Annotated in this window: 21 protein-coding genes and 1 tRNA gene; 5 read left to right on the top strand and 17 right to left on the bottom strand. The window is 68.3% G+C overall.

What is annotated here, in order from left to right; all coding sequences use genetic code 11:
* Positions 1-21: 21 nt before the first annotated feature.
* From OF829_RS18770 to hppD, 4 genes are all read right to left on the bottom strand, one after another.
* On the bottom strand, positions 22-1,170 hold the full coding sequence (locus OF829_RS18770) for an isovaleryl-CoA dehydrogenase (RefSeq protein WP_264941711.1): 1,149 nt from the start codon (positions 1,168-1,170) through the stop codon (positions 22-24).
* A gap of 11 nt (positions 1,171-1,181) precedes the next feature.
* Entirely contained in the window at positions 1,182-1,541 is a 360-nt protein-coding gene (locus OF829_RS18765) for a Rieske (2Fe-2S) protein (RefSeq protein WP_264941710.1), read from the bottom strand.
* A 160-nt stretch (positions 1,542-1,701) separates the two neighbouring features.
* Entirely contained in the window at positions 1,702-2,979 is a 1,278-nt protein-coding gene (gene hmgA / locus OF829_RS18760) for a homogentisate 1,2-dioxygenase (RefSeq protein WP_264941709.1), read from the bottom strand.
* A 186-nt stretch (positions 2,980-3,165) separates the two neighbouring features.
* Positions 3,166-4,203, bottom strand: a complete 1,038-nt coding sequence (gene hppD / locus OF829_RS18755) for a 4-hydroxyphenylpyruvate dioxygenase (RefSeq protein WP_264941708.1) — start codon at positions 4,201-4,203, stop codon at positions 3,166-3,168.
* Positions 4,204-4,312: 109 nt separating this feature from the next.
* On the opposite strand from hppD, the gene OF829_RS18750 reads away from it, so the two are divergent.
* A complete protein-coding gene (locus OF829_RS18750; RefSeq protein ID WP_264941706.1) occupies positions 4,313-4,915 on the top strand; it encodes a TetR/AcrR family transcriptional regulator in 603 nt (200 codons plus the stop codon).
* Here OF829_RS18750 and OF829_RS18745 read toward each other — a convergent pair.
* From OF829_RS18745 to OF829_RS18735, 3 genes are all read right to left on the bottom strand, one after another.
* The gene (locus tag OF829_RS18745; protein WP_264941705.1) at positions 4,912-5,784 is read right to left on the bottom strand and encodes a hypothetical protein; all 873 of its coding nucleotides are present in this window, start codon (positions 5,782-5,784) and stop codon (positions 4,912-4,914) included. The genes OF829_RS18750 and OF829_RS18745 overlap by 4 nt on opposite strands.
* Complete coding sequence (locus tag OF829_RS18740; protein ID WP_264941704.1) at positions 5,781-7,127, bottom strand: FAD/NAD(P)-binding protein; 1,347 nt, start codon at positions 7,125-7,127, stop codon at positions 5,781-5,783. Before OF829_RS18740 ends, OF829_RS18745 begins: the two co-directional genes overlap by 4 nt.
* A gap of 151 nt (positions 7,128-7,278) precedes the next feature.
* Entirely contained in the window at positions 7,279-7,539 is a 261-nt protein-coding gene (locus tag OF829_RS18735; RefSeq protein ID WP_264941702.1) for a DUF6356 family protein, read from the bottom strand.
* 136 nt (positions 7,540-7,675) lie between these two features.
* Between OF829_RS18735 and OF829_RS18730 the strand changes: the two genes are divergently transcribed.
* Entirely contained in the window at positions 7,676-9,361 is a 1,686-nt protein-coding gene (locus OF829_RS18730) for an MFS transporter (protein ID WP_264941701.1), read from the top strand.
* Positions 9,362-9,410: 49 nt separating this feature from the next.
* Entirely contained in the window at positions 9,411-10,409 is a 999-nt protein-coding gene (locus OF829_RS18725; protein WP_264941700.1) for a S8 family peptidase, read from the top strand.
* A gap of 44 nt (positions 10,410-10,453) precedes the next feature.
* Here OF829_RS18725 and OF829_RS18720 read toward each other — a convergent pair whose 3' ends face one another.
* The 3 genes from OF829_RS18720 to OF829_RS18710 form a co-directional block, all read right to left on the bottom strand.
* A complete protein-coding gene (locus OF829_RS18720; protein ID WP_264941699.1) occupies positions 10,454-11,317 on the bottom strand; it encodes an NAD(P)-dependent oxidoreductase in 864 nt (287 codons plus the stop codon).
* A 98-nt stretch (positions 11,318-11,415) separates the two neighbouring features.
* On the bottom strand, positions 11,416-12,507 hold the full coding sequence (locus tag OF829_RS18715) for a hypothetical protein (protein ID WP_264941698.1): 1,092 nt from the start codon (positions 12,505-12,507) through the stop codon (positions 11,416-11,418).
* Between the two features lie 93 nt (positions 12,508-12,600).
* Positions 12,601-13,851: a S8 family serine peptidase gene (locus OF829_RS18710; RefSeq protein WP_264941697.1), complete on the bottom strand. Its 1,251-nt coding sequence runs from the start codon at positions 13,849-13,851 to the stop codon at positions 12,601-12,603.
* A gap of 98 nt (positions 13,852-13,949) precedes the next feature.
* On the opposite strand from OF829_RS18710, the gene OF829_RS18705 reads away from it, so the two are divergent.
* Positions 13,950-14,438: an RNA polymerase sigma factor gene (locus OF829_RS18705; protein ID WP_264941775.1), complete on the top strand. Its 489-nt coding sequence runs from the start codon at positions 13,950-13,952 to the stop codon at positions 14,436-14,438.
* On the top strand, positions 14,435-15,160 hold the full coding sequence (locus tag OF829_RS18700; RefSeq protein ID WP_264941696.1) for an anti-sigma factor family protein: 726 nt from the start codon (positions 14,435-14,437) through the stop codon (positions 15,158-15,160). Before OF829_RS18705 ends, OF829_RS18700 begins: the two co-directional genes overlap by 4 nt.
* Here the strand turns inward: OF829_RS18700 and OF829_RS18695 are convergent.
* The 7 genes from OF829_RS18695 to OF829_RS18665 form a co-directional block, all read right to left on the bottom strand.
* Positions 15,157-16,254, bottom strand: a complete 1,098-nt coding sequence (locus tag OF829_RS18695) for a GGDEF domain-containing protein (protein ID WP_264941695.1) — start codon at positions 16,252-16,254, stop codon at positions 15,157-15,159. The genes OF829_RS18700 and OF829_RS18695 overlap by 4 nt on opposite strands.
* A 305-nt stretch (positions 16,255-16,559) precedes the next feature.
* Positions 16,560-16,634, bottom strand: a tRNA-Glu gene (locus OF829_RS18690).
* A 55-nt stretch (positions 16,635-16,689) separates the two neighbouring features.
* Positions 16,690-17,085: a VOC family protein gene (locus OF829_RS18685; RefSeq protein WP_264941694.1), complete on the bottom strand. Its 396-nt coding sequence runs from the start codon at positions 17,083-17,085 to the stop codon at positions 16,690-16,692.
* Between the two features lie 10 nt (positions 17,086-17,095).
* Positions 17,096-18,859, bottom strand: a complete 1,764-nt coding sequence (gene recJ, locus OF829_RS18680) for a single-stranded-DNA-specific exonuclease RecJ (RefSeq protein WP_264941693.1) — start codon at positions 18,857-18,859, stop codon at positions 17,096-17,098.
* A 233-nt stretch (positions 18,860-19,092) separates the two neighbouring features.
* Positions 19,093-19,785: a 2OG-Fe(II) oxygenase gene (locus tag OF829_RS18675; protein WP_264941692.1), complete on the bottom strand. Its 693-nt coding sequence runs from the start codon at positions 19,783-19,785 to the stop codon at positions 19,093-19,095.
* Positions 19,786-19,876: 91 nt separating this feature from the next.
* Positions 19,877-20,806 carry an RcnB family protein gene (locus OF829_RS18670; protein ID WP_264941691.1) on the bottom strand — a complete coding sequence of 310 codons (930 nt, stop codon included), beginning with the start codon at positions 20,804-20,806 and terminating at the stop codon, positions 19,877-19,879.
* 112 nt (positions 20,807-20,918) lie between these two features.
* Complete coding sequence (locus tag OF829_RS18665; RefSeq protein ID WP_264941690.1) at positions 20,919-21,434, bottom strand: (2Fe-2S)-binding protein; 516 nt, start codon at positions 21,432-21,434, stop codon at positions 20,919-20,921.
* Positions 21,435-21,495: the final 61 nt, after the last annotated feature.

The following is a 21,495-nucleotide window of genomic DNA, read 5'->3' as shown; positions in this document are numbered from 1 at the left end:
GACGCAAACGACAATCGGCAACTAGGCCGCCCCGATCAGCTCGCGTCCGATCAGCATCCGGCGGATCTCGTTGGTCCCCGCGCCGATATCGAGCAGCTTGGCATCGCGGGCGAAGCGTTCCACCGGCCAGTCCTTGGTGTAGCCCGCGCCGCCCAGCGCCTGGATTGCCTCTAGACTGACCTTCACGGCATTCTCCGAGGCGAGCAGGATCGCGCCCGCCGCGTCGAAGCGGGTGGTGTTGCCCGCGTCGCAATTCTTGGCGACGGTGTAGACGTACGCCCGCGCCGAATTGAGCGCGACGTACATGTCCGCCACCTTGGCCTGCATCAGCTGGAAGCTGCCGATCGGCTGGCCGAACTGCTTGCGGTCGCGGATATAGGGCAGGACGACGTCGAGACAGGCCTGCATGATGCCGAGCTGGATGCCCGCGAGCACGGTGCGTTCATAATCGAGGCCCGACATCAGCACGCCGACGCCGCCGTTGAGCGGGCCCATCACATTCTCTTCGGGGACCTCGCAATCGTTGAACACCAGTTCGGCGGTGGGGGAGCCGCGCATACCCATCTTGTCGATCTTCTGGCCGATGCTGAAGCCGGGCATGCCCTTTTCGATCAGGAAGGTGGTGATGCCGCGCGATCCCTCCCCGGTCTTCGCATAAACTACGAGGGTGTCGGCATAAGCTGCGTTAGTGATCCAGAATTTCGTGCCGTTGAGGATGAAGCGGTCGCCCTTGTGCTCGGCGCGGAGCTTCATCCCGACCACGTCGCTGCCCGCGCCCGATTCGGACATTGCGAGGCTGCCGACATGCTCGCCCGAGACGAGCTTGGGGAGGTATTTCGCCTTCTGCTCGGGGCTGGCCCAGCGGCGGATCTGGTTGACGCAGAGGTTCGAATGCGCGCCGTAGCTGAGGCCGATCGAGGCCGAGGCGCGCGAGACTTCCTCGCACGCGATGACATGCTCGAGATAGCCGAGCCCGAGCCCGCCATAGTCTTCCTCGACAGTGATGCCGTGCAGGCCCAGCTCGCCCATTTGCGGCCAGAGCTCGACCGGGAACCAGTCGTCGGCGTCGATCTTGGCGGCGAGCGGTTCGATCTTGTCCTTGGCGAAGCGCGCGGTGGTCTCGCGGATCATGTCGGCGGTTTCGCCGAGGCCGAAATCCAGGGTCTGCATTGTCTATCCTCTCACGCTGTCACGATCATGCCGTCGCGCACAGCAACCGGCCAAGCCTGTAAACGGGCGCCCGCGCAAGGGCCACCCACGCATTCGCCGTCCTCGATCCGGTAGAGCGCGCCGTGCCAGCTGCACTGGATCAGGCTGCCGTCGGGCGTGAGATACTGGTCGAGCTGCTGCGCGAGCGGGAGCGCCATGTGCGCGCAGATATCGACATAGCCATGGACCGCCTCGCCGCGGCGGACGACGAAGCCGTGGAAACGGCCGGCGCGCATTTCGAGCACGAAGTTGCGCGCCCTGCCGTCGGCGATGAGATCGAGCGGGCCGAGGGTGACGCCGGCGGGGGTGGCGGTGAGGCGGTCGCCCGTCATAATTCCTCCCCGGCACGGGAAGGGGGACCAGCGCAGCTGGTGGAGGGGCCGCGCCGCAGGCGCGGGGCAACGCTTGCGGCACGCGACACCGCCGTCTGCGCGGCGGCCCCTCCACCACGCCCTGCGGGCGCGGTCCCCCTCCCCGTGCCGGGGAGGAATTTCATGGGAGCTTCGCCTTCGGAAACCCCTTCCACGACGCGTCATAATCGCTCTGCGCGCGGTCGAGGGCGACTTGCGTCGGGCGATAGGGCCAGCAGGTCTCGACCATGAAGGCCATGGTGCCCTCAATCTTGTGCGGTTTGAGATCGGCGTTGGTCGCGCCTTCCCAGCTCGTCACATCGGGGCCGTGGCCGGCCATGAGGTTGTGGAGCGAAAGGCCTCCGGGCGCGAAGCCTTCCGCCTTGGCGTCATAGGCGCCGTGGATCAGCCCCATCGCCTCGGACATGATGTTGCGGTGGAACCAGGGCGGGCGGAACGTGTCTTCGCCGACCATCCAGCGCGGGGGGAAGATCACGAAATCGGCATTGGCGCGGCCGGGGACGTCCGAGGGCGAGGTGAGGACGGTGAAGATCGAGGGGTCGGGATGGTCGAAACTCACCGTGTTCATCGTGTTGAACCGGGCGAGGTCATAGCGCCAGGGGGCGAGATTGCCGTGCCATGCCACCACGTCGAGCGGGCCGTGGTCGAGCGTGGTGCTCCACAGGCTGCCGAGATGCTTCTGGATCACCTCGAAGGGCTCGTCGCGATCCTCGAACCACGCCGCCGGCGTCTCGAAATCGCGCGGATTGGCCAGGCCGTTGGCGCCGATCGGGCCGAGATCGGGGAGGCGGAACAGCGCGCCGTGGTTTTCCGCGACATAGCCGCGGGCCTCGCCATCGGGGAGGATGGCTCGGAAGCGGACGCCGCGGGGGATCAGCGCGATCTGGCCGGGGGCGATGTCGAGCTTGCCCAGCTCGGTGAGAAGGGTGAGGCGGCCCGATTGGGGGATGAAGAGCAGCTCGCCGTCCGCGTCGGAAAAGACGCGGGTCTCCATGTTCTTGTTGGCGGCATAGAGATGGACCGCGACACCTTCGAGGTCGGCGGGATCGCGATTGGCGAGCATGGTGGTCATGCCGTCGATCAGGTCCGTGCCCGGGGCGGGCGCGGCGACGGGGTCCCAGCGGAGGCGATTGGGGGGCAGGGCGGCATCCACCGTACCGGGGGCGAAGTTGCTCGCGCCTTCGTAACGGACGAAGGGCGGATGCTCGGCGGTGGGGCGCAGGCGGTAGAGCCAGGAGCGGCGATTCTCGTGGCGCGGCGCGGTGAAGGCGGTGCCGCTGAGTTGCTCCGTGTAGAGGCCGTAGGCGGGCCTTTGCGGCGAGTTACGGCCGATCGGGAGCGCGCCGGGGACGGCCTCGGTCGAGACATGGTTGCCGAAGCCGGGGAAATAGTCGGTCATTGGGCTATCCTAAAACCCTTCTCCCTTTGGGAGAAGGAGGGGCCCGCTTGGCGCAGCCAAGTGGGAGGATGAGGACAGGCTGTCCTCACCCTTCCGCCGCTTCGCGGCTCCCTCCCTCTCCCAAAGGGAGAGGGAAATTGGGCCGGGATAAGCGTCGCCGCTCTCCCGACCCTTCCTCTCCAACTCTTACGCGTCGACTCTAATGACGCCCCTACGGATCTGATCGAGCTCGATGCTCTCGAAAAGCGCCTGGAAATTACCGTTGCCGAAGCCTTCGTTGCCCTTGCGCTGGATGATCTCGAAGAAGATCGGGCCGAACATGTTCTCGGTGAAGATTTGGAGCAAAATGCCCTCGTCGCCAACCGATCCGTCGATCAGGATGCGGTTCTTGCGGAGGCGTTCGAGGTCCTCGCCATGGCCGGGGACGCGCTTGTCGACCAGCTCGTAATAGGTCTCGATCGTGTCCTGAAGCTTCACCCCGCGCGCGCGGAGGCGCTCAACCGTGTCGAAGATGTCCGGCGTGGTCAGCGCGAGGTGCTGGATGCCCTCGCCATGATATTCGCGGATGAATTCCTCGATCTGGCTCTTGTCGTCCTGGCTCTCGTTCAAGGGAATGCGGATCGCCTTGTCGGGCGCGATCATCGCCTGGCTGAACAAGCCCGTAGCCTGGCCCTTGATGTCGAAATATTTCTGCTCCTCGAAGCCGAACAGCGTCTTGTAGAATTCGCTCCACACCCGCATCTGGCCGCGGCGGACATTGTGGGTGAGGTGGTCGAGCAGGTCGAGCCCCACATTGTTGGCCGCCTCGGCCTCCCGCCAGCCCGGGAATTCAGCCCAGTCGGCGTAGAGATCCTCGCCGTCCTTGATGAAATAGAGGTACGAGCCGCCGATCCCCATGATCACCGTGTCGTCCTCGGCGGTACGCTCGGCGCCATGCTCGAGTGCCCAGGTCATCGCGGCCTCCGGGTCCGCCACGCGGAAGGCCATCGCCGATGCGGACGCGCCATGCTCGTTGCGGAACTGGGCGACGCGGCCGTCGGCGTCGCGATTGAGCATCAGGTTTATGCGGCCCTGCTTGTAGCGGGTGATGTTCTTGGTGGGATGCCGGTGCGAGGGGACGAAGCCGAGCTGCTCGAATTGCGCCGCCATCGCCAGCGGGTCGGGCGAGGTGAATTCGACGAACTCGAAGCCGTTGAGGCCGAGCGGATTGGCGGGGTCGGTCATGGGCATGCTCCTCAACGCGGGCCGCTAGCCGATGGGTCATTTAGTGTCAATTGATACTATATAGATGCACGCTCTTGCATCTTCACGGTAAATATGACCTTAGTCATCTATGACCGCCGTCGGCCTACGCGAACGCAAGCGTCTCGATACGCGCAACCGCCTGACCAAGGCGGCGTCGGGACTGTTCGCAAAGCGCGGGATCGATGCGGTGACGGTCGACGAGATCGCCGCCGCGGCGGATGTCGGGAAGGGCACTGTCTACAATTATTTCGAGGCGAAGGAGGATCTCGTCGTCGCGCTGCTGGTCGAACTCGACCGGGCGGCGCTGGCGACGATCGCCGAATTGCCGCGGCAGGGGATGAGCGTTGCCGAGGCGCTCGACAGCGCCTCGTGGCGGCTGATCGACAACAAGGTGGATTATCTGCCCTATGTCCGCGTCTATCTCTCGCGGCTGTTCGCGGCGGACGAGGCGGCGCCCGAGCTGGCCGAATTCAGTGATCAGGTCGACGCGACGCTGGCGGCGCTGTTCGAGCGGCTGCTGGCGCGGCCCGGGATGAAGCGCGCGCTGCCGGTGGACACGCTCGTGCTCTCGTTCCGGACGATGCATATCGGGCTGGTGGCGCAATGGGCGCTCGAGGGGCCGCCCTATGCGACCTCGCGGATGCTGTCGCGGCGGCACATGGCGCTGCTCGCCAAGGGGCTGGAGCTTTAGGGGCCGTTCGGGTCCTGTTCGGGCTTGCCGTCGCAGGCGACGTCATAGCCGCTGACCGTTGCGTCATCGACATCGCCGAGCGTGACGACTCCCAATGTCGTGACCCCATCCGCCGCGGTCAGCGTGTAGCCGCATTCGCCATAGCCGGTGCCCGCGCAGGTATCGAGCTCGGGAAAGCGCCGCCGGGCCGCCGCATAGTCGGCGATCTGCGAGACCTCCTCCTTGCTCGGCAGCGCGCGCCAGCCTGCGGCGATCAGCTTCTTGCGCGCCTCGGCATAGGGAAGGCCAAACACGGTCGGCACGTTGTACTTTCCGCCGCAGACGCGATCGCCGCCGCTGATTTCGTCATAGCTGAGGTTGGTACCGGTCAGGTTGACCTGCCCCAGCGCCATCGGATCGGTGCTCCAAACGCGCAGATGGCCGTCGACGGGCTCGATCCCCGCGATCGGGGTGCTGTCCTTGCCCTTGGGGTAGAGGATGCCGATCAGGCGGCCGCCTTCGAAGAAGGCGAGATTGGAATCGATATAGTTGCAGCGGCCACTGGTCATCGCATCGCCGCCGCGCGCGATCAGCACGACCTGGAACTGTTTGAACCGCTCCTCGCCCAGCACGCGCCAGCCTTTTTGCGCGGCGAGTTTTGCGGCGGGCGAGACGGGCTCGACGAAATGATCGCAATTGCCCTCGGCGGGAAGCGTGGTGGTGGCGGGGAGTTCCGTCACCCTGACGAGGCTGGCGCCCGCGACGTTCGAGCGGAGTGCATAGCCGGTCGGGGCGGGCGAGGGTGCTGCTTCGGCGACGTTGTTCGCGGGCTGCTGCGCTTGCGCGCAGGCGGACGCCAGCAGGGCGAGCAACAGCGCGGTTCGCTTCACAGACCTTCCCCCCCGACCCAGTGCGCGTTGGAAAGCCGCCGCGCGAGGTTCCAAGTTTGCGTCCGAATGTCCGGAACCGCAACGATTTCCCAGAATGCGCCGCGCGTCATGGGCCCAAGCGCATAGAGGGCGGGGTTGATCCGGCCGCGCGCGTTGATCGTCTGGGCCTGATTATCGACATCGATGCCGAGCCGTGCCTCGTCGGCGCGGATGACCCCGCGCGCGGCTAGCTTGCGGAGCAGCGGCTCGGTGGTGCGGGCGAGATCGGTCAGCGGACCGGTGCAGTTGACGATGCGGCGCGCGGTGAGGGTTTCGGCCCTGTCCGAGCCGCGCGGGCGCCACGTGACCGCGACGCCGCCGTCGCCTTCCTCGAACGCCAGCGTCTTGCCCGCGACGACGCTCAGCTGGCCCCGATCGATGATCGCGTGGAGCCGGGCATGGACCTCGGGCGCGAGGCGGTGGCGATGGACGTCCCACCAGGGGCGGAGGTGGCGGAGGAAGCGCGCGCGCTGATCCTCGGTGGCGTTGCCCCACATCGGCTGGGTGAAGGGGCGGAGCTCATCGACCGCGTTGCGCCAGCCGATCGCCTCGGCGCGGGCGCGGACCTCGCCCAGCAGCGTCGAGGCATGGGTGTCGGGGCGTTCGTCGATCTTCTTCCACTCGGCGCCGGGGCCGTGCGGCCGCGGGAGCAGGCCGCGGCGGGAGAGGGCGACGATCTTGCCCGTATAGCCCTGTGCGTCGAGGGTAAGGGCGACATCGACCATCGTCAGGCCGGTACCGATGATCAGCACGGTATCCTCGCTCGCGAGACCCTCGGGCATGGTGGGGTCCCAGGGATTGCCCTTGTAGCGGTCGGCTGAGAGCGCGTCCGGGTCGAGGCCCGGTGGCGAATGGGGCGGGAGATTGCCGACCGCGAGCACCGCGGCGTCGGCATGGAGGGTGCGGCCGGCGAGGGTGAGGGTGGCGGTCTCGCCCACCTCGAGATCCTCGACCTCGCCCTGGATCACCGTCAGCCGGTCGCCCGCGGCGCGGCGGGTCTCGTCGAGCATCTGGCGCAGATATTCGCCGTACATCATGCGGGGGATGAAGGCGGCAGCGGCATTTGCCACCCCACGCGCTTCGAGCCAGCGGACGAAATGGCCGGGATCGTCGGGGAGCGCGCTCATGTTCGAGGCGCGGACGTTGAGGACATGGCTGGGATGGGCGGCGCCATAGGCGAGCCCGACGCCGGGCTCGGGCGCGCGCTCGATCAGCGTGGCGCGGGGACCGTCATGACGCAGCAGGTTGATTGCCTGAAGCGTGCCGGAAAAGCCGGCGCCGATGATGGCGACGTGGTTGATCATGCGGCCGACACCATCAACCGTGCCAGAGAGATTCGTGCGCCGGCGAAGGCCGGAGCGCTGGAGACTTGTGGTGTAGTTGCGGCCAGAGCTCCGGCCTGCGCCGGAGCACGGCGAGAAGCAAGGCGGTGAGGGTGGCGCACCGAACCAGCGCTCAGATTTCGTATTCGATCTGCCACTCGGGCTCTTCGAAAGCTGGGCGGCGCATGTTCGGCTGGCGCGCGACCATCTGGGCGTAGAGCTTCTTCACCCGGTCGCTGGCGGCGCGGGGGAAGACCGAGGGAAGCACCGCATGGATCATGCAAGCGACGCCCCCCACCACCATTGTCGCGCCGAACTTCGCGGCGACGCCGGCATGCTCGGCATAGGATTCGCCGACGCTGCGGGGATGCGAGAGGAAGATCCGGTCGATCATGTCGTTTCCGTTGTGACTAGCCGGCTCCGCTCTAGGGGGCCCGAGCGATTCGGGAAAGCGCTGCCGCGACGATCCGGCTTTGCAGCGCGTCCGCGATGTGGTTTGGTAGCGCTAACTATAGAACAGGGAGAGTGGGATGGCCGAGGTCGGGGTCGCGGGGGAAGAGCTTCCCTTTCATCACGAGGCGACGGGCAAGGAGAAGATGGTGATCGCGGCGTCGTCGCTGGGCACCGTCTTCGAATGGTATGATTTCTACCTCTACGGCCTGCTCGCCACGACGATCAGCGCGCAATTCTTTTCGGGCGTGAACGATACGACGGGCTTCATCCTGGCGCTGGCGGCGTTCGCGGCGGGGTTCGCGGTGCGGCCGTTCGGCGCTTTGGTGTTCGGGCGGATCGGCGATCTGGTCGGGCGCAAGAACACCTTCCTCGTCACCATGACGATCATGGGGCTTTCGACCTTCTGCGTCGGCCTGCTCCCCAATTTCGCGACCGTCGGCGTCGCCGCGCCGCTGCTGCTGGTGGGGCTGAGGCTGCTCCAGGGGCTGGCGCTCGGCGGGCAATATGGCGGCGCCGCGACCTTCGTCGCCGAGCATGCGCCCGACAACAAGCGCGGCCTCTATACGAGCTGGATCCAGACGACCGCGACACTGGGGCTGTTCGCGGCCTTGCTGGTGGTGATCGGCGCGCAGACCGTGCTCGGGGCCGAGGCGTTCGCGAGCTGGGGCTGGCGTGTGCCCTTCTTTGCCTCGGCGATCCTCCTGCTCGTGTCGCTGTGGATCCGGCTCCAGCTCCAGGAGAGCCCGGTCTATGCCCAGATGAAGGCGACCGGCGCGACCTCCAAGGCGCCGCTGACCGAGGCGTTCCTGCGCTGGGGCAATCTGCGCCTCGTGCTGATCGCGCTGTTCGGCGCGGTCGTGGGGCAGGCGGTGGTCTGGTATACCGGGCAATTCTACGCGCTGTTCTTCCTCGAAAAGACGCTCAAGGTCGATCTGGCGACGACCAACATGCTGATCGCCATTGCGCTCGCGATCGGCACGCCCTTCTTCATCTTCTTCGGCTGGCTGTCGGACAAGATCGGGCGCAAGCCGATCATCCTGACGGGCTGCCTGCTCGCGGCGCTGAGCTATTTCTATCTGTTCGGGATGCTGGCGCAGGCGGCGAATCCCGCGCTCGTCGAAGCGCAGGGGCGAGCCCCGGTGCGGATCGATGTGGGCACGACGCAATGCTCGTTCCAGTTCGACCCGATCGGCAAGAACAAGTTCGACACCAATGCCTGCGACGTGGCCAAATCCTATCTCGCCAAGGCGGGCGTGCCGTACAAGCAGGCCGATATGCCGGGTGCGGCGGACGACCAGGTGGTGCTGGCGATCGGCGAGGTGACCGTGCCGGTGCCGCAGACCGCCGCGCTGGCGGATGCCGCGGGGCGCAAGGCGCTGATCACCGATTTCCAGGACCGCACCAAGGCGGCGCTGACCGCGGCGGGCTATCCGGCCAAGGCCGATCCGGCGCGGATCGACAAGGTGCGCGTGGTGGGGATCCTCACCCTGCTCGTGCTGCTGGTGACGATGGTCTATGGCCCGATCGCGGCGATGCTGGTGGAGTTCTTCCCGAGCAAGATCCGCTACACCTCGATGAGCCTGCCCTACCATATCGGCAATGGCTGGTTCGGCGGCTTCCTGCCCGCGACCGCCTTCGCGATGGTCGCGGCGACGGGGGATATCTATTACGGATTATGGTATCCGGTAGTGGCGGCGGGCGCGACCTTCGTGATCGGGCTGCTGCTGTTGCCCGAGACCCGGAAGCGCAAGATCGAGGACTAGTCCGGACCCCGGGCTGGCATTGCGGCCGGGAACGCGATACTGCTGGGCGATGCTTCGTTTAGCACTATCGGGCTCGCTCCCGGCCGCCGCCTTGCTGGCGCTCGCGGCGTGCAGCGGCGGGGGAGGCGGCGGTGGTGGTGGCAGTGGCACCATCGTGACCCCGACCCCGACGCCCGCGCCAAGCGCGACCCCGTCGCCGACCGCGGGTTTCGACACTGCCGAATATCGCGCCTCGATCGGTGCGGTGTCGATGAACGCGGTCACGGCCTATAATCACGGCGCGACCGGGCTCGGGATCAAGGTGGCGGTGATCGATACCGGCATCGATATCGACAGCCCCGATTTCACCGGACGGATCGATCCCGAGTCGGCCGACCTGGTTGGCGCGGGCACGCTCGACGATGCGAACGGACACGGGACCGCGGTCGCGAAGCTTCTCGCGGCGCGGCGCGACGGGGCGGGGATCCACGGCGTCGCCTTCGACGCGACGATCATCGCCTATCGCGTCGAGCCGGCCTGCACCACGTCGTGCTTCCTGCGGCTCTCTGCGGTGGCGGAGGGCGTCGATCGCGCACGGCTGGCGGGAGCGCGGGTGATCAACCTGTCGATGATCGGCGATTCAGCGCCAGCGGCGGACATGCGCGACGCCGTCGATCGCGCCACCGCCGCCGGGATCGTGGTGACGATCTGCGCGGGGAACGAGGCGCAGGCCCAGCCGCAGATCTGGGGTGCAGCGCTGGCGAACGATGCCGCGATCGCGCGCGGGCTCGTCGTCCTGGTGGGCACGGTGACCGCGACCGATACGATCCAGGGCTTCAGCAACCGCGCGGGGACCAGCGCGGATCATTTCATCACCGCCTATGAAGGCTCGTGCTCGGCGGCGACGCCGTTGGTGTCGGGCGCTTTGGTGCTGCTGGCACAGGCCAATCCGAGCTTTTCCGGCGCGCAGCTGGTCGACCGGCTGTACAGCTCCGCGCGCGATGCGGGCGCGGTGGGGATCGACCCCATCTATGGCCGCGGCGTCATCGACCTGACGCGCGCCTTTTGACGCGCGAGTGACTTCGCGGCGTTTGAACGGAGAGGGGTTGGCGCCTAGGGCAAGGCGGAGACGAGAGCGGCGACATCCACGTCGCTGCCCTCGCGTTCGATCGCGATTTCGAGATGGTCGCGGATGATGTGGAGGATCGGCAGCGTCGTGCCGACCGCGTCCGCGGCCTCGCAGGCAAGCCGCATGTCCTTGAGGCCGAGCGGCGCCGCGAATCCTGCCGGGCGCCAGCGTTGCTCGGCGACCAGGGGGCCGTAGATCTTGTAGATCGGCGCGTCGAACAGGGTGCCCTGGAGCACCTCGAGCAGCTTGGTGCGGGGGACGCCGCCGCGTTCGCTGAGCAGCATCGCTTCGCCCATCGCCTCGGTGGTGGCGAGGATCATGAAGTTTCCACACAGCTTGACGAGGTTCGCCGCCGAGGCGGTGTCGCCGACCGGGAAGACCGCGCGGCCGATCGCATCAAACAAGGGCGCGCAGGTTTCGAGCGCGGCGGCGGGGCCGCCGGTGACGATCCAGAGCTGCCCCGCCTCGGCGACCGCGGGACGGCCGAACACCGGGGCAGAGACGAGCGTCTGGCCGCGATCGGCATGCAGCGCGGCGATGCGATCGGCGGCGGCGACCGAGATGGTGCTCTGCGAGACATGGATCGCGCCCGTCGGAAGCCCGGCGATCAGGCCGTCAGGGCCTTCGAGCAGGCCGAGCAGCGCGTGATCGTCGGCGACCATGGTGAAGGCGATATCCGCGCCTTCGCCGGCCTCGCGCGGGGTAGCGGCGAGGGTGGCGCCCGCGGCGACGAGCGCGTCGGCCTTTTCGGGGGAGCGGTTCCAAAGGCGGAGCTCATGGCCCGCGCGCAACAGGTTTCCGGCGATGCCGGAGCCCATCATGCCGAGGCCGAGAAAGGCGATCTTCATGGGGGCGGGTCTAGCCGTTGACCCCTCGCAAAGAAAGATGCGCCCGGCGGGGAAGCCGGGCGCATCGAGCGGGCCAGAGAGGGCGGGGCCCGCGGAGGTTATTCGGTCGGCTGGCTGTTCGAGTAGCGCGGCTTCTCATGATCCTCGCCACGGCCCTGCGGACGCGGATGCGCGCGGGCAGGCTTGCCGTTCGACGACTGCGTGCCGCCGGTCGCCGCGCCGCTGCCCGAACCGCTGCCGCTCGACGACCCGTTGGCCGAGAGCGCACCCGTCACCAGCGCATTGCCCGAGCCCGAGAAGTTCGCGGCGGGAAGCGTCTGGACGGTGTCGCCCGAACGGACGACCACCGAACGGACGGTGCCGTTGCCGGTCGCCTTGACCTGCTCGACCCGGCCGACGGCGCGGCCATGGACGTCCTGGACGAGCATGCCCGGGCTGACGGGGACGTTGCCCGGGACGTTCGCGCCCGGCGTTCCGTCGAGGACGAGCATGCCGCCGCCCGAGGCGCTGCCGCTGCCCGAAGCGCCGCCACGTCCGGCCGAGCCGCTCGCCGAGCCATTGCCCGAGGCGCTGCCCGAGAGCATGCCGCTGGGGCTGGGGATCAGGCCAAGCGCGCCATCAGCGCGGCCACGGGCGTTGCCGGCGGCGGTGCCGGCGCGATCCCGGGTGTTGTCGGCGGCGCCGCGGGTGCGGGTGACGGCGTTGCCCGCCGCCTCCTGGCCGCGCTCGCGGGTACCGCGGACGGTGTCGCGGACCGTGTCGGTGCCAATCAGCTGCGCGTCGGCGCTACCGCTCGCCGAGCCCGAACCGCTCGCACGGCCCGAGGCGCCGAGGGGGCGGCCGAGCGCGCTGGTGGTGCTGTCGAGCATCGCGTCGCCGGTGGTGGTGGTCGCCGCATCGGCGCTGGCATGGCCACGGCGGCGATCGGCGCGAGGGGTGACGCGGGTGTTGGTGCGGGCGTCGTCGGTGGTGCGGGTGGTCGAGCGGATCGGATCGCCCGCGCGATCGAAGGTGCCGCGCAGCGTGCCATCGATATTGCCGCCCAGGCCGCCGCCAAGACCGCCGCCGCCGAGGCTGCCGCCCAGACCGCCGCCAAGGCCGCCGCCGCCACCGCCGCCGAGAATCTGCGCCGAAGCGGGAGCCGCGATCAGGGCGAGAGCGGCCGCTGAAGTGATGAAGAGAGCTTTCATGGTCGGACCCTTTCCGAATGCCTGGCGCGCCGGTTTCGGTGCGCTCAATTCGAGAACGGGAGGGAGTCGGGATTTAATCCCGGGATCGCGAAATTATTTTCGCGAGGTCCTGCAATCGCCGCAGACCAGCCCGCGGCCAAAAATGCGGTCGGGGCCGCGCGGGCCGAGATCGCGCGCCTCGCGGTCGAGTGCCGCCGGGCTGCCGGTGGCGGCGATGCGCGCCGCGACCAGCGGGGCGGCGAAGGAGGTGCCGCGCACCGCCACCAGCCGCCCGCCGCTGTTCGCCGCGAGCATGTCCGCGCCGGGGGCGGCATAATCGAGATGCTCGGCGCGGCCCGCCTCGATCAGCGCGCGGTCGTGTCCGTCGACGCCCGTGACCGCGATGACGCCCGGATAGGAGGCAGGATAGGAGGGCGGCGCGGCGGGGCCGTCATTGCCCACCGCCGCGACGATCAGCACCCCGCGCGCCTGCGCCGCCGCGATCGTGCGCGCGAGCAGGGGGTTGGCGGGGCCGACCAGGCTGACGGTGATCACCTCGACCTGCTGGGTGACTAGCCAGCCGATCGCGCGGGCGATGGCGGTGGCGTTGCCTCCCGCAGGATCGCGGCCATAGACGTCGGCGACATAGAGCGCGGATCCGAGCGCTGCCGCGCGGACGCCCGAGCCGCCCGAAATCAGCGAGGCGATGCCGGTGGCATGGTCGTTCACATAGGGCGCACCGGTCGCAAAGCCGGTCTGGGTGACGGGCGGGGCGACGACCTGGGTGTTCACGCCGCCATCGATGATGCCGACCCGTGCGCCGGCGGCGGCGAAGGGGGCAGGGGCGAAGAAGGGGGCAGTGAAGGGCGCGGGGGCCTCACCGCCGCTCGCGAAATGGAGCGGATCGGCGGAGACCTCGCGATCGGGGGCTGCCTTGCGCATCCGCTTGAGCGCGCTCTCGATCGACATGCCGCGCGGTGCCGCGAAACGGGCAAAGCCGATGTCGAGCCCGGGGACGGTGTCGCGCTCGATCAGCCGGAAGCCCGCGGCCTGGGCGGCGGCGATGCTGGCGTCGTCGGGGTCGGTCAGCACGACCTCGCCCGCGCGGACCGGATTGCCCTGGCGATCGAGTGCGATGCGGTCCGGATTGCGGCGTACCAGCGTCTGCAGCCGGTCGATCCGCGCCTGTGCGAGATCGGTGGCGGATTGAAGGACCTGATCAACCGGCACGCGCGGTACCAGCTGCCCCACCTGCCCGGTCACGCCGCCTGTGTTGGGCAGGGTCGGCAGCGGCAATATCTGCGCGCCTGCCGCCACCGGCATGGCGAGGAGTATCGCCAGCAAGGTCCAGAGCCTGTACCGCATCGCCATCTTTCTAGACCTGCTTCAAAAATCTGTCATGCATGCGGATGAAACGGGGCAGGCCGCTCGTTTCATCCATCGAAGGCGGAGAAAAGACGCAGGTGGCGTTCGAGGACGAGATGCTGGCGCTGTTGCCGCGGTTGCGGCGCTTTGCCCATGCGCTCGCCCGCGACGCGGCCGACGCCGACGATCTCTGCCAATCGGCGATCGAGCGCGCGCTCAAGTCCCGCGCGCAATGGGAGCCGGGAACACGACTGGATAGCTGGATGTACCGGATCATGCGTAACCACTGGATCGACACCGCCCGCGCGAGGACGCGCCACGGCGAGACCTTTGTCGGCGCGGAAGCCGGCGAGGATGTCGGCGATCGCGGGGATGCGGGGATCGAGGCCGCGGTCGAACTCGGCAATGTCGGGCGCGCGATGGCGCTGCTGCCCCCCGAGCAGCGCGAGGCGGTGGCGCTCGTGCTGGTCGAAGGCTTTGCCTATAAGGAAGCGGCGGAAATATTGGAGATACCGATGGGCACGCTGACCTCGCGGCTGGTACGCGGACGCGAGGCGCTGATGGCGCGGCTGGGAGAGGCGGCATGACGCCGAAGAACGAAATCACCGCCGAGACGCTGATGGCCTATGCCGATGGCGAGCTCGACGCGGTGACCGCGAAGCGGGTGGAGAAGGCCGTGGCCGCCGATCCCGCATTGGCCGAGCAGGTCGAGAAGCACCGGCTGCTCCGGACCAGGCTCCGCGCGCATTTCGATCCGGTCGCGGCCGCCCCCGCGCCCGACCGGCTGGCGGCGATGCTGCGCAGCTCGGCCAAGGTGGTCGATCTCGGCGCGGCGCGCGCGGCGCGGCAGCCCAAGCCGCCCAGGCCGGTCTTCTGGCGCAACGCCGGCGCGATCGCCGCGGCGCTGGTGCTCGGCGTGGCGCTGGGCCTGACCTCGCGCACGGGCCTTGGCGGGGGGCCTTCCTTTGGCGCGCAGAGCGGCGATCTGGTCGCGCAGGGCGAGATGGCCAAGGCGCTCGACACCCAGCTCGCGTCGAAGGACGGGCTGGTGCGGCTGAGCTTCCGCAACGCCGAGGGCAATTATTGCCGCGTCTTCGAAACCGCGGGGCGCAGCGGCGTGGCGTGCAAGGGCGATGGCGGCTGGACGATCCGCAACTATCGCGCGAGCGGGGCGGCGGAGAAGGGCGAGTATCGCCAGGCCGGATCGGCGGCGGTGATGGCCGATGCGCAGGAGATGATGAAGGGCGAGGCGCTGGATGCCGCAGGCGAGAAGGCGGCGGTGGCGAAGGGGTGGCGAGCGGGCAACTAAGCCGCGGCCAGCCTTGCGCTCGCCGCGTCCTCGCGGGTGCAGAAATTCACGCGCGCCTTGCCCGCGCCCTTTGACCGGTAGAGCGCGGCATCGGCGCAGGAGAGCAGCTCCTCCAGATCGCGTCCATAATCGGGCATCATCGCGATGCCGACGCTCGCGGAAATCCGCATCGGCTCGCCCTCCACTTCATAGGGGGCGCTCAGCTGCTTGATGATCCGGCGCGCCAGCATTTCGGCTTCGTCGCCATGGCCGACATCGGTCTGGAGCACGATGAACTCGTCCCCGCCCAGCCGCGCCACCGTGTCGTCGGCCCTGATGATCCCCTCGAGGCGGCGCGCGACCTGCTGGAGCACCGAATCCCCGGCGGGATGGCCATGACGGTCGTTGATGCCCTTGAAGCCATCGAGATCGATGAAATGGACCGCGAGCCGTGTCTCCGTCTGCGCGGCGGCGAGGCTGCTTTCGCGGAAACGCTCGCGCAGAAGCAGCCGGTTCGGAAGGCCGGTGAGGGCGTCGTACCGGGCGAGCTGGGCGAGGTCGTGCTTGGCGGTGTGGTGCACCACCGCCGACCGATAGAGATGGGCGACGGTCTGCAGGCTCAGCGCGGTGATCATCGCAACGAGCAGCGCTTCGATCGCGAACAGCTCGGAATGGAGTTCCGCGCCGTGGGGGATGAAGGCGTGCACCGCCAGCGCGGCGGCGGTGGGAACGGTGGCGAGGAGCAGGCTCACCACGCAGATCACCGGGCGGATCGAGATGCGCGACACCACCCCGGCGCCGAAGCTGAACACCAGGCTGACCGTGATCAGGTGCAAAAGGGGCTGGTGAATCGTCAGCGCGTTGATGTTGAGCGCGGCGAGCAGCAATGCGAAGGCGTAATTCCCGATGGCGTAGCGGCGCTCCCAGTGCCGGAGCTGCGCGTCGTCGACGATCGGCCGGTCGCGCCAATAAAGTTGGAGGACGAGCAGCCGCGCCAGCGTCAGGATCAGGGCCAGCGCGGCGAGCGCGCCATTGACGGGATCGTGCCACTCGAAGGCGGTCAGCCCCGCGACGCCCGCGACCACCAGACCCATCCCGAGAATCGGCAATCGCATGCTGAACAGCATGTCGATGAATTCGCGATAGACGGGTTGCGGAAGCGGGGCAGGCCGAGCCAGGAGCCCCGGAATCCGCCGCCGATCTCGCGGGGCGCGTTGATCCGAACGTCTCACGCTCGCGATCTTGCTCCGCTTTGATTAACGCGGGGTGCCATTGGGTATTAGGGAAAGCCGCAGGCGTGGCGTTTGTGCGACGAAGCGTTCGCAGGCAGCAATCAGGAGGGTTCGGGAGCTGAGGGAGGCAGCTGTTCGCCGCCGTCACCACTCGCCGAAAACATCGCCCCGCGATGTTTTCGAGTCGGTGGTGACCCCTACGGGAATCGAACCCGTGTTTCAGCCGTGAAAGGGCCGCGTCCTAACCGCTAGACGAAGGGGCCATGCCGGAGCGTGGAGCCGCCCCCTAGGGAAAGGCGTGCGGCGGGTCAAGGCGGTTCAGGCCCCCTTTTCAGCCTTGCCGCTGTGGCACACCGCCTGGAGCTTGTTGCCGTCGGGATCGCGGACATAGGCGCCGTAATAATTGGCGTGATAGTGCGGGCGCGGGCCCGGCGGGCCGTCATCGGTGCCGCCGTTCGCCAACGCGGCGGCGTGGAAGGCATCGACCGCGGCGCGGTTGGGGGCGAGCAGGGCGATATGGGTGCCGTTGCCCACGGTCGCGGGGGCGCCGTCGAAGGGCTTGAGGATGAAGAGCTTGGGGCCGATCAGCTCGCCGAACACGATGCTGCCGGGGAGCTGGAAGGGCTGGGCGATGCCAAGCGCGGCCATGACCGGCTCGTAGAAGGCGCGGGCGCGGTCGAGGTCGGCGGTGCCGAGCGTGGTGTGACTGTACATGAGTTCCTCCTCAATCGCACCAGGCGGCGTCGTCGATATGGAGTTCGGCGGCGGGACGGCTGCCCCAATCGTCGATCCTGGCGCGGCCGGCGAGCCAGAGCTTGCGGTGGCGCGGGGCGGAGAGCAGCGCCTGGCCCAGCTCGGTCTCGGCGGCGCGGAAGGCGACCGCCTTGATGCTGCGCCCGTCATCGCCCGCGACGATCGCGCGGACATGGTTGGTGCCGACGATATCCGCCTTGATGACCGTCACCGGCCCGGCGGCGATGCGCGGGGCGGGCCAGCCCATGCCATAGGGGCCGCCTTCCTCCATCGCCTCGACCAGCGCCGGGTTGACGCCCCCGGGCGCGACGACCGCGTCGAAGAGCAGCGCGCGGTCGCCCATCGCGGCGGTGACCTTTTCGGAGAGCCGCTCCTCGAGGAAATCGGCAAAGGCATCGAGCCTGTCCTCGGCGATGGTGACGCCGCAGGCCATGGCGTGCCCGCCGCCCGCATGGAGCAGCCCGGCATCCTTGGCGGCGAGCACGGCGGCGCCGAGATCGACGCCCGGGATCGAGCGGCCCGACCCCTTGCCGATCCCGGCCTCGTCGAGCGCGATGACGATGGCGGGGCGGCCGAGCTTTTCCTTGAGTCGGCCCGCGACGATGCCGATCACGCCCGCGTGCCAGCCGTGGGCATGGACGATCGCGACCGCGCGGTTGCCCTGGGTCAGGCTCAGCTCCTCGGCGGTGCGCTGGACCTCGGCCTCGATCGCGCGGCGTTCCTCGTTGAGCGTGTTGAGCTCGGCGGCGATCGCGCGCGCCTCGTCGGGGTCGCGGGTGGTGAGCAGGCGGACGCCCAGATCCGACCGGCCGACGCGCCCGCCCGCGTTGATCCGGGGCCCCAGCGCGAAGCCGAGATCGGAGCAGACCGGCGCGCGGGTGAGGCGCGAGGCCTCGATCAGCGCGTTGAGGCCGATGTTGCGCCGCTGGGCCATGACCTTCAGTCCCTGCGCGACGAAGGCCCGGTTGAGGCCCTTCAGGCTCGCCACATCGGCGACGGTGCCGAGCGCGACGATATCGAGCAGGTCGAGCAGGCGCGGTTCGGGGCGGTTCTCGAACCAGCCGCGCGTGCGCAGCGTGCGGATCAGCGCGGCGCCGAGCAGCCAGGCGACGCCGACCGCCGCCAGATGGCCGTGCGCGGCGCCCGCGGTCTCGTCGAGCCGGTTCGGGTTGACCAGCGCCAGCGCGACGGGGAGTTCCGAGGCGCATTTGTGGTGATCGACCACGATCACCTCCGCCCCCACGCCCTGCGCCATCGCGAGCGCCTCGAACGCCTGCGCGCCGCAATCGACGGTGACGATCAGGCTCGCGCCCTCGGCCTTGAGCTTGACCAAAGCCTCGCCTGAGGGGCCATAGCCCTCCATCAGCCGATCGGGGATATAGGGCCGCGCCTCGAGCCCGAGATCGCGCAGCAGCAGGATCAGCAAAGCGGCGGAGGTGGCGCCATCGACGTCATAATCGCCGAAGATCGCGACCTGTTCGCCCGCCTGCACCGCGTCGGCGAGCCGCTCGGCGGCCTTGTCCATATCGTTGAAGATCGACGGATCGGGCATGAAGGCGCGGATGCTGGGCGCGCGATGCGCCTCGAGTTCGTCGCGCGGGCAGCCGCGGGCGAGCAGCAGCTGCGTCACCAGATCGTCGGGCGCGAAGCCCGGATCGCGCGCATCCGCCGCCAGCCCGCGCCAGCGCCACGCCTGGCCGGTGATCGATCGCTGGATGTTGAGGAGGGAAGTCACCGGGGGGACCCTAGGGGGCTGACCGTTCCGCGGCAACGGCCTCAAACCCCCACCGTTCGTGCTGAGTAGAGACCGAGTAGGTGCGCAGCACCGTATCGAGGGCTCGTATCGAAGCACCCGTCTCGCCAAGCGATGTCCTTCGATACGCGCTCTCGCTACGCCCTGCGGGCTACTCGATCGCTACTCAGGACGAACGGTGTTGGGAGCGGCAAGCCCGGATGACGTGAAAGCCGTCAATAGCTCTTGAAGTCGGTCTTGAGCCAATGGCTTTCGCGAAACCATTTGGTGATGACGTATTTGGTGCCCTTCATCACGCGCATGCCCTCGTGGAGGGTCTGCCGGTTGGGCGTGCCGTCGGGCTCCATATTGTTCCACAGCAGCATCAGGCCGGGCTTGGGGGCGATGCGGATGCCCGCGGTGGGGAACCAGGTGGCGCCGCCTTCCTCGACCTGGTTGAGATAGATCATCGCGGTCCAGGTGCGCTGGCCGCCCGATTCCATCATCGCATCCCAATATTCCTCGGTATCGTGGAACCAGTCATAATGCGCCTTGAACTGCTGGCCGGGGCCATAGCGCTGGCCCTGCATCGTCTCGCCATATTCCGGATCGAGGCCGAGCAGCGCGGCGATCCGTTCGTCGATGCGGCGGACATCGGGGTCCCAGCGGTCGAGATCGCAGCTCTCGCTGGTGCGGAACTCCTTGTCGGCGGTCTCGGCGAGCAGGGTCGAGGGGCGGCGGTTGCTGTCGATCAGCCTCATGAGGATGCCGCAATCCTCGGGCGTCAGATAATTTTCGAACAGATAGATTTGCGCGCCGGCGGGCGGGGCGCGGCGGACGCCCGGATTGGCCTCGAGGCGCGCGGTGATCGCCTTGCTCCGGCGTGCGCGCTCGGCAGTGGGATCGGTCTTGCGGGAGAAGAGCTTCATGCCGTGCAAATTGCCTCCCCGCTCAAGAATGGCAAGAGGCCCGGAGCTTGCGCTCCGGGCCTCCCGTGCCTCCTCGGGTCAGGCCGTCGCCTTACCAGAAGATATCATATTCGACATCGACCACCATGCCGGTGCGGATATCGACGAGCAGCGCGTCATTGTAATAGCGCACCCAGCGATACGGGCCATAGGCCGGCGGCAGGTTGTAGTAGAACGGGTCCTCGATCCAATATTGCTGCGAGAAGAGCAGCGAACCGATCGTGATGCCGATCGAGAAGCGGTTATAGCCATAGCCATAGCCGCGCGGCGCATAATAGCGGGGCAGGCGATAGCGGTTGCGGTCGTGCGCCCGGCGGTCGCGCCAATTGTAGCGGTTGTCGCCCCGCCATTCGCGCGACCAGCGGCGGTTGCTATCGTTGCCGCGCCAATTGTCGTTGCCGCGATAGCCGTTGTCGCCGCGCCAATTTCCGTCGCGGCGGTTGTTGTCGCGCCAATTGCCGTCGCGATTGCCCTGCTGGCGCTGCTGCGGGGGGACGACGCCGGTGTTGCCGTTCCACTGGCCGCGATTGCCGCGGAACTGCTGACCATCGCCCTGCTGGCCCCACTGGCCGCGGTCACCGCGATTGCCGCGGAACTGCGGCTGCGGCGCCGGCTGCTGCCGGGCCTGCTGTTGCTGACCCTGGTTGCCGCCGTTCCAGCGCTGGCCCTGGCCCTGCTGGTTGCCGCCCCACTGGCCGCGATTGCCGCGGTCGCCGCGGAACTGCTGCTGCTGGGGCTGCGGAGCCTGCTGCACCTGCTGGGGGACCTGGACCTGCTGCGGCTGCGACTCGCGCCAGTTGCTGCGCGGCGCTTCGCCCGAATCATTGTTACGCTGCCGCCAACCGCCGCGATCGCCGCGATTGTCACCCGCCGATTCCGAACGCGAGCCGCGATCGCCGCCACGCCCGTGGCGGTCCTGCGCGAGCGCTGGCGGAACCAGCGCAGTGGCGGCGATGAGCGCCGCGATCATGGGTTTAAACATTACACTGTCTCCGGCTTGCCCGGCACGTCGCCGGTTTTCTTATGCTTTTGACGTTTAGGGAAAGGTCCATGAGCCGTTTCTGAATTCGCCTGTCAGCTAATTGAAAGCTAAGTTAATTGCCGCTGCTTTGGTTCCCGGCGGCCTCGGCATCGTCCGGGCCCGGCGAGGGGTCGTCGCCGCGGGCGATGCGGGCGGCGTGCTGCACCGCCTCGATCAGCCGGGGATAGATGCCGCAGCGGCAGATGTTCGGTATCGCCGCCTTGATATCGTCCTCGCCGGGATTGCGGTTGGCGCGCAGCAGCACCGAGGCGGCCATGACGATACCGGGCACGCAATAGCCGCACTGGGGCACATTGCCCGCGATCAGCGCCTGCTGGATCGGATGGCCGCGATCCTCGGCCAGCCCCTCGATCGTGGTGACGAAGCTTCCCTCGATCCCCGCGATCGTCACCTGGCAGGCGAGCACCGCTTCGCCATCGATGTCGACGGTGCAGGCGCCGCAATCGCCGGTGCCGCAGCCATATTTGGTGCCGGTGAGGTTCGAAGCGTCCCGCAGCGCCCAGAGCAAGGGGGTGCGCGGGTCCATCTTGTACTCGACCGGGTGCTTGTTGACGGTGAAGCGAGTCATGGAGCGGGTTTAGCGGGAAACGCGCCGTTTCCGAAACGGGCATTGTCTGTACCGGGCGCCG

This window comes from Sphingomonas caeni (assembly GCF_026013415.1).
Classification (GTDB): Bacteria; Pseudomonadota; Alphaproteobacteria; order Sphingomonadales; family Sphingomonadaceae; genus Sphingomonas; species Sphingomonas caeni.
Note: the sequence above shows the minus strand (reverse complement) of the source record. Positions and strands in the feature narration are given on the sequence as shown.

Bases quoted from the DNA above. Each gene is read 5' to 3' on its own strand.
- OF829_RS18770 (WP_264941711.1), bottom strand. From the start codon at position 1,170: ATGCAGACCCTGGATTTCGGCCTCGGCGAAACCGCCGACATGATCCGC.
- OF829_RS18765 (WP_264941710.1), bottom strand. From the start codon at position 1,541: ATGACGGGCGACCGCCTCACCGCCACCCCCGCCGGCGTCACCCTCGGC.
- hmgA (WP_264941709.1), bottom strand. From the start codon at position 2,979: ATGACCGACTATTTCCCCGGCTTCGGCAACCATGTCTCGACCGAGGCC.
- hppD (WP_264941708.1), bottom strand. From the start codon at position 4,203: ATGACCGACCCCGCCAATCCGCTCGGCCTCAACGGCTTCGAGTTCGTC.
- OF829_RS18750 (WP_264941706.1), top strand. From the start codon at position 4,313: ATGACCGCCGTCGGCCTACGCGAACGCAAGCGTCTCGATACGCGCAAC.
- OF829_RS18740 (WP_264941704.1), bottom strand. From the start codon at position 7,127: ATGATCAACCACGTCGCCATCATCGGCGCCGGCTTTTCCGGCACGCTT.
- OF829_RS18735 (WP_264941702.1), bottom strand. From the start codon at position 7,539: ATGATCGACCGGATCTTCCTCTCGCATCCCCGCAGCGTCGGCGAATCC.
- OF829_RS18730 (WP_264941701.1), top strand. From the start codon at position 7,676: ATGGCCGAGGTCGGGGTCGCGGGGGAAGAGCTTCCCTTTCATCACGAG.
- OF829_RS18725 (WP_264941700.1), top strand. From the start codon at position 9,411: ATGCTTCGTTTAGCACTATCGGGCTCGCTCCCGGCCGCCGCCTTGCTG.
- OF829_RS18720 (WP_264941699.1), bottom strand. From the start codon at position 11,317: ATGAAGATCGCCTTTCTCGGCCTCGGCATGATGGGCTCCGGCATCGCC.
- OF829_RS18715 (WP_264941698.1), bottom strand. From the start codon at position 12,507: ATGAAAGCTCTCTTCATCACTTCAGCGGCCGCTCTCGCCCTGATCGCG.
- OF829_RS18710 (WP_264941697.1), bottom strand. From the start codon at position 13,851: ATGCGGTACAGGCTCTGGACCTTGCTGGCGATACTCCTCGCCATGCCG.
- OF829_RS18700 (WP_264941696.1), top strand. From the start codon at position 14,435: ATGACGCCGAAGAACGAAATCACCGCCGAGACGCTGATGGCCTATGCC.
- OF829_RS18695 (WP_264941695.1), bottom strand. From the start codon at position 16,254: ATGCGATTGCCGATTCTCGGGATGGGTCTGGTGGTCGCGGGCGTCGCG.
- OF829_RS18685 (WP_264941694.1), bottom strand. From the start codon at position 17,085: ATGTACAGTCACACCACGCTCGGCACCGCCGACCTCGACCGCGCCCGC.
- OF829_RS18675 (WP_264941692.1), bottom strand. From the start codon at position 19,785: ATGAAGCTCTTCTCCCGCAAGACCGATCCCACTGCCGAGCGCGCACGC.
- OF829_RS18670 (WP_264941691.1), bottom strand. From the start codon at position 20,806: ATGTTTAAACCCATGATCGCGGCGCTCATCGCCGCCACTGCGCTGGTT.
- OF829_RS18665 (WP_264941690.1), bottom strand. From the start codon at position 21,434: ATGACTCGCTTCACCGTCAACAAGCACCCGGTCGAGTACAAGATGGAC.